The sequence below is a fragment of the Halobacterium bonnevillei genome (assembly GCF_009831555.1).
Lineage (GTDB): Archaea > Halobacteriota > Halobacteria > Halobacteriales > Halobacteriaceae > Halobacterium > Halobacterium bonnevillei.
This window is the reverse complement of record NZ_WUUU01000195.1, coordinates 1-5,363: the sequence shown is the minus strand read 5'-3', so window position 1 is coordinate 5,363 and position 5,363 is coordinate 1. Positions and strand designations below refer to the sequence as shown.

At 68.1% G+C, this 5,363-nt stretch carries 6 protein-coding genes and 2 pseudogenes; 2 read left to right on the top strand and 6 right to left on the bottom strand.

Annotated elements, in window-relative coordinates; translation table 11 throughout:
- Positions 1–59: 59 nt before the first annotated feature.
- A pseudogene (locus GRX66_RS16295) lies at positions 60–967 on the top strand (ABC transporter permease).
- A 27-nt stretch (positions 968–994) separates the two neighbouring features.
- On the opposite strand, the gene GRX66_RS16290 reads toward GRX66_RS16295, so the two are convergent.
- From GRX66_RS16290 to GRX66_RS16265, 6 genes and pseudogenes are all read right to left on the bottom strand, one after another.
- Entirely contained in the window at positions 995–1,267 is a 273-nt protein-coding gene (locus tag GRX66_RS16290; RefSeq protein ID WP_159527468.1) for a hypothetical protein, read from the bottom strand.
- Positions 1,268–1,276: 9 nt separating this feature from the next.
- Positions 1,277–2,056, bottom strand: coding sequence for a TetR/AcrR family transcriptional regulator (locus tag GRX66_RS16285; RefSeq protein WP_233745589.1), 780 nt, complete (start codon positions 2,054–2,056; stop codon positions 1,277–1,279).
- Positions 2,057–2,104: 48 nt separating this feature from the next.
- Entirely contained in the window at positions 2,105–2,563 is a 459-nt protein-coding gene (locus GRX66_RS16280; RefSeq protein WP_159527467.1) for a MaoC/PaaZ C-terminal domain-containing protein, read from the bottom strand.
- Positions 2,564–2,643: 80 nt separating this feature from the next.
- Positions 2,644–2,778: a helix-turn-helix domain-containing protein gene (locus GRX66_RS16275; protein WP_159527469.1), complete on the bottom strand. Its 135-nt coding sequence runs from the start codon at positions 2,776–2,778 to the stop codon at positions 2,644–2,646.
- 144 nt (positions 2,779–2,922) lie between these two features.
- Positions 2,923–2,991: pseudogene (locus GRX66_RS20980) on the bottom strand (hypothetical protein); the annotation flags it as partial.
- Positions 2,992–3,620: 629 nt separating this feature from the next.
- Positions 3,621–4,001, bottom strand: coding sequence for a hypothetical protein (locus GRX66_RS16265; protein ID WP_159527465.1), 381 nt, complete (start codon positions 3,999–4,001; stop codon positions 3,621–3,623).
- 106 nt (positions 4,002–4,107) lie between these two features.
- Here GRX66_RS16265 and GRX66_RS16260 point away from each other — a divergent pair, with 106 nt between their 5' ends.
- Entirely contained in the window at positions 4,108–5,262 is a 1,155-nt protein-coding gene (locus GRX66_RS16260; protein WP_159527464.1) for a thiolase C-terminal domain-containing protein, read from the top strand.
- Positions 5,263–5,363: the final 101 nt, after the last annotated feature.

Here is a 5,363-nt window from a genome sequence, read left to right as displayed (position 1 = left end):
GACACCTCGGCGAACGACCGCGAGCGCGACAGCGACGCCGCGAGCGCGGAGGTCCGTCGATGAGCGCACCGACCGACGAATCCGCCGGCGGCACAGCGCACCGCGGCGAGGGCAACCGGTTCGTCGCGGACCTCTGGATCGTCCTGAAGCGGTGGCTCCTGAAGACCACGCGCAACCCGTTCGTCGTCGTCTCCTCGCTCGTCCAGCCGATCATCTTCCTCGTGCTGTTCACGGAGGTGTTCGGGCAGGTAACGGGCGGCGCGCTCGCGCAGTCGCTGGGCACCGAAATCAGCTACGTCACGTACCTCGCGCCCGCCATCGTCGTGCAGTCCGCGCTCGTCGCCGCCGCCGGGTCCGGCATCGGTCTCGTCGACGACATGGAGAGCGGGATGTTCGAGAAGATGCTCGTCTCCCCCATCGGCCGGCGGCGATGTTCCTCGGGAAAGCGCTCTCCGAGGTGGTGCGCATCGTCGTCCAGACGGTCATCATCCTCGTGCTCGGGTTCGTCCTGCTGTACGTCGACACGGGCGCCGCGTTCGGCGACTACGTGCAGACCGGCGTCCTCGGCGTCCTCGGCATCGTCGCCGTCACCGTCGTGTTCGCCGTCTGGTTCACCGCGTTCTCGAACGTCGTCGCGCTCGTGACACGCGACCAGGAGTCGACCATCATCGGCGCGAACCTCCTCCAGTTCCCGCTGTTGTTCGTCTCCAGCGCGTTCCTCCCCGTCGACGTGCTCCCGCAGTGGGTGCAGGTCGTCGCGACGTTCAACCCCATCACGTACGGCGTCGACGCCGTCCGCTCCATCATGCTCGGACAGGACGTGATGACAGTCCTGGAAGTGACGGCGTTCGGCGGCATCTGGAACGCGCTCGTGCCCGCGCTCGCCGTGTTGCTGGCGCTCGACCTCGCGTTCGGCGCCGTCGCAGTCCGTCTGCTCACGCGCGCTGCCAGTTCGGACGTCCAGTAGCAGTCGCGACCGATACGGCCTCGTCCGTCAGAACGCCAGGACGACAGCGAGTCCGTACGCGACGAACGCTCCAACTGCACCCGCTCGAAGCAGGGCTGACAATCGTCGCTGGTCGACCGACAGCAGTTCTGCGCCGCCCATGAGCACGAACGCGGAACCCAAGATGAGGAAGCGGTCCACGACGACTCCCGCGATACTGAGCCCGACGGCCAGGACGCCGAAGCTGACCGTTAGCCAATCGTACTTGCTGTTTCGAGGCTCCTGGAGGAACTCGGATTTCACGGTATCGAGGAGGGCCATGACAATTAGCTAACGTGTGTGGGATAATGAAATTGGGGGTGGAAGCCGGCCCTCGATGCGTCCACCAAAGTAGGACGATACTGCACAGCCCCGAACGATTCTTCGTTCACCTCCGGGCCAATTCAGCCGTTCCGGCTCCACCACCGCTCGACGGCCACGAATTGGCCACCTGCGACTGGCGGTCAGTCCTCGGCGACGAGGCACGCCTCGACGTAGCGCCGAAGTTCCGCGCGCACCGCGGGCACGGCGTCCCCGCCGCCCGTGACGCGCTCCGTCATCGCGCCGCCGATCGTCGTCATCAGGAACGACGCCACGCGGTCGGGGTCGGACGTCCCGGAACGCGCCCGTCTCTCGCCCCGCCGCGATGGCGTCGCGAAGGCGTCCGTGGACGACGTCGTCGTGGCGCCGGAAGTGCTCGCGGTACGCCTCGTCGTAGGCGGCCCGCGAGCGCAGACTCACCATCGCTTTCGTGAACGCGCGCCGCTCCGGCGGCAGCTCCGCAGCGAGGACGCCGTCCAGCACTTCCTCGACGTGCTCGCGGGGATTGTCGGCGTCCACGCGCGTCTCCGTCTGGAAGCGCTCCAGCAGGTGGTCCAGCAGGTCCAGCAGGAGGTCGTCCTTGTCGTCGTAGTGGTGGTAGATGAGGGACTTGCTCTTCGGCGAGGCGTCCGCGATGCGCTGCGTCGAGAGGTCCGCGTACCCGTACTCGCAGAGCGCGTCGTAGGCGGCCCGCAGAATCGCCTGCCGCGCGTCCTCCTCGGCGGCAGGGAACAGCGACGTCGAAGTCATACGCGGGAGTACGCGGCCGCGTGGGTTATGCGTTCAGGTCCGCGCGCGTCACGCCCGCTTCACGAGGAACTTCATGTCGCCCTCGAAGACGAGTTCGTCGTCCTGGTTCGTCATCGCCGTGTCGATGACGACGAGGCCGGCGTCGTCCCGCGAGGACAGTTCCTTCGTCTCCGTGACCTCCATCTCCAGAGAGATGGTGTCACCCATCGCGACTGGCGCCGGGATGTCCATGTAGTTCATCCCGAGGAAGGCGATGACTCGTCGCTCGAGGAACCCGCAGCGGTAGACGAATCCGGTCGCGAGCACGAACGTCATCGGGCCGTGTGCGACGCGCTCGCCGAACTCCTGGTCGGCGGCGTACTCCGCGTTCGAGTGCAGCTCCGTCCAGTCGCCCGTGAACATCGAGTGGAACGTGAAGTCCGCTTCCGTGACCGTGCGGCCGACGCTCCGGAACGTCTCGCCCTCCTCGAACTCCTCGAAGTAGTGTGGCTCGTAGCTGTAGGCCATACGGACACACCGAATCCCGAACGATAAATAATTGCACGACGAGCGGTCGCGGGACGGAGCTGCGCGCCCAGCCGCGGGGCTCAGACGTCGAGGGCCGAATCCAGCAGCTTGCGCTGGGCGGCGGCGAGGTGCTCGTGGAAGGTCGCGGGCGAGATACCGAGTTCGGCGGCGACCGACGCGCCGTTCGCGCCCCTGGGGTGGTCGAAGTATCCCATCTCGACGCAGGTCTCGAGGACGTCGCGCTGTCTTGCGGTCAGCCGTTCTCGGTCGACGAAGACGAAGTCCCGCTCGTCGCGGTCCCCGGACTGCGTGAGCGGCCGGAGGGAGATGCCGTCGAACCAGTCCTGTAGGTCCGCGACGACGGCCTGGACGGTCTCGACGTCCGCGGCGTGGAAGGAGACGTTGAGTCGGCCCTCGCGGGCGTACAGTAGTAGTCGTAGACGCCCTCGACCTCGAACGTGTACTCGAAGGTCTCCTCGGCCTCGAGTTCGGTCACCACAGCCATGGTGTACGTCCCCTCGTCGGGGAACATGTAGGTCCAGTGGAAGTGAGCGTCGTCCTCCGGGATTTGGGCCTTTACGTGGTCGTGGAATTCGTTCGGGCCGCGGAGGTGAATCTCGACGGTCTGGTTGGTCACGCCACCCCAGTCGAGGCGGTCCTCGTCACCAGCCGGGTCGTCGTCCGCGATGCGAGCCGAGAACTCCGTCTGCCTCCCTGCGACGGGCGCCTGCGGCGAACTACTGACGCCGAGTTCCATCGGCCCCCGTTCGACCGTCGTTTGCCAGCCGTGTGCGGCGGCCGGGCCGACGGCTTCGAGTAGCAGGACGCCGATCAATGCGAGCGCCACGATGGGTTTTCTAGACACCATTGCTGGTGGACCTTGCCGACCCACCCATACTGTGGGGCGTCCAGATTTGCGCGGGACACAACTCGGAGCGAGCGAACCCAACGTACCGAGGGTCTTTAAGCGGCGACGCAGGCCAGCACCGAGCCTACGAATCCTCCGGAAATCCGGAGCTACGGGCCAGGAACGGGAGAAGCAGGGAGACGAGCGAGCTCAGGCCGAGTTCGGGAGCTGTGCCACCATGATGCCGAGCAGCCACGTGGTCGCGAACGCCGCTGCGCTCGGCAGGATGCCGTTCAGAACGGCGGCCAGTGCCGTCGAGACGAGGGTGTAGCACGCCAGCAGCGCCGCACACGCGCCGAGCGCCCACGCGACGGCGACGACGCGGCTGTCGTAGTCGAACGGCCACTGGTTCTCGTAGATGCTCGGAGCGGCGATGCCCGCCAGCAGGATGACGAAGTAGCCGTCTGCAGATTGTTCGCTCATCGTGAACGCGGCGTTGCCCGCCGCCAGCGCGACGACGATTGCGGTCGCCGTGACGGCGAACTCCGAGCTGCCGAGCCACGTCCTGAACCGGGCGGAAGGTGACGACATACGTCTACCTCCCGGGGTGAGGGCTTGAAACTGGCGACCAGCGGGACCCCGGGTGGCGAATCGCGCATCGCGGACAACTATGGGGGACGCCCTCGAAGTCGGCCACATGCGAGACGCCTACGTCATCGGGGCCGGGCAGACGGCGTTCGGGTCGTTCCCGGACGAGTCCTACCGGTCGCTGTTCGCAACCGCCGTCGAGCGAGCGCTGGCGAGCGCTGACGGCTTCGACCCCGGGGCTGTGGACGAAGCGGTCGTCGGGACGCTCGGGGTCGGCGGCCGACAAATCGGGCTCTCGGGACCGGCGGTGACCGAGTACGCGGGCCTGTCGGTGCCGACGACGCGCGTGGAGAACGCCTGCGCTGCCAGCGGATACGCGGTCAGGAACGCCGTCCAGGCGGTCAAGAGCGGGATGGCGGACGTGGTGCTGGCCGGCGGCTTCGAAGTGATGACGGACGTGAGCGCCGACGCAGCGAAGTACTGGCTCGGCGTCAGCGGCGAGACCGAGTGGGAGCGCCTGACGGGCACGACGTTCGCGGGGACGTACGCGCAGATGGCGAGCGCGTACCTCGCGGAGTACGACGCGACGGTCGACGACCTCTCGCGCGCGGCCGTGAAGAACCACGCGAACGGCGCACGGAACCCGCACGCCCACCTCGGTTTCGAGTGCTCGCTCGAGGAGGCCAGCGGCGGCAGCGTCGTCGCGGACCCGCTGACGCTGTACCACTGCTGTCCGACCAGCGACGGCGCGGCGGCGGTGCTGGTCGCCAGCGAGGACGTCGCCGAGTCCGACGACGCAGCCAGAATCGCAGGGGTGGGAGCCGCGAGCGACCGCGTCGGGGTCTTCGAGCGCGACACGTACACGTCGATTCCGGCGAGCGCGGCGGCCGCGGAGGCGGCTTACGAGATGGCGGACCTCGGGCCGGACGACGTCGACGTCGCGGAGGTCCACGACTGCTTCGCCATCGCGGAACTGCTCGCGTACGAGGACCTCGGGTTCTGCGAGCGCGGCGAAGCCGCCGAGTTGCTGCGCGCGGGCGTCACCGAGCGGGACGGCCGCCTCCCGGTGAACGTCTCCGGCGGCCTGAAGGCCAAGGGCCACCCCATCGGAGCGACCGGCGCAGGCCAGGTCGTGGAACTGTACAAGCAACTGACCGGGCGCGCGGGCGACCGGCAACTCGCCGACGTGGACGTCGGCCTCGCGCACAACGTCGGTGGGAGCGGCGGTGCCGCCGTCGTCACGCTCCTGGAGGCAGAATCATGAGTGGGGGCCACGGCGCGGTCCTCGGTGTGGGGGCGTACGCGCCGCGGTTCCGGCTACCGGCGGCCGCAGTCGGAGATGCCCTCGGTGCGTTCCACGCGCGG

Bases quoted from the DNA above. Each gene is read 5' to 3' on its own strand.
- GRX66_RS16265 (WP_159527465.1), bottom strand. From the start codon at position 4,001: ATGTCGTCACCTTCCGCCCGGTTCAGGACGTGGCTCGGCAGCTCGGAG.
- GRX66_RS16275 (WP_159527469.1), bottom strand. From the start codon at position 2,778: ATGGGATACTTCGACCACCCCAGGGGCGCGAACGGCGCGTCGGTCGCC.
- GRX66_RS16280 (WP_159527467.1), bottom strand. From the start codon at position 2,563: ATGGCCTACAGCTACGAGCCACACTACTTCGAGGAGTTCGAGGAGGGC.
- GRX66_RS16285 (WP_233745589.1), bottom strand. From the start codon at position 2,056: ATGACTTCGACGTCGCTGTTCCCTGCCGCCGAGGAGGACGCGCGGCAG.
- GRX66_RS16260 (WP_159527464.1), top strand. From the start codon at position 4,108: ATGCGAGACGCCTACGTCATCGGGGCCGGGCAGACGGCGTTCGGGTCG.
- GRX66_RS16290 (WP_159527468.1), bottom strand. From the start codon at position 1,267: ATGGCCCTCCTCGATACCGTGAAATCCGAGTTCCTCCAGGAGCCTCGA.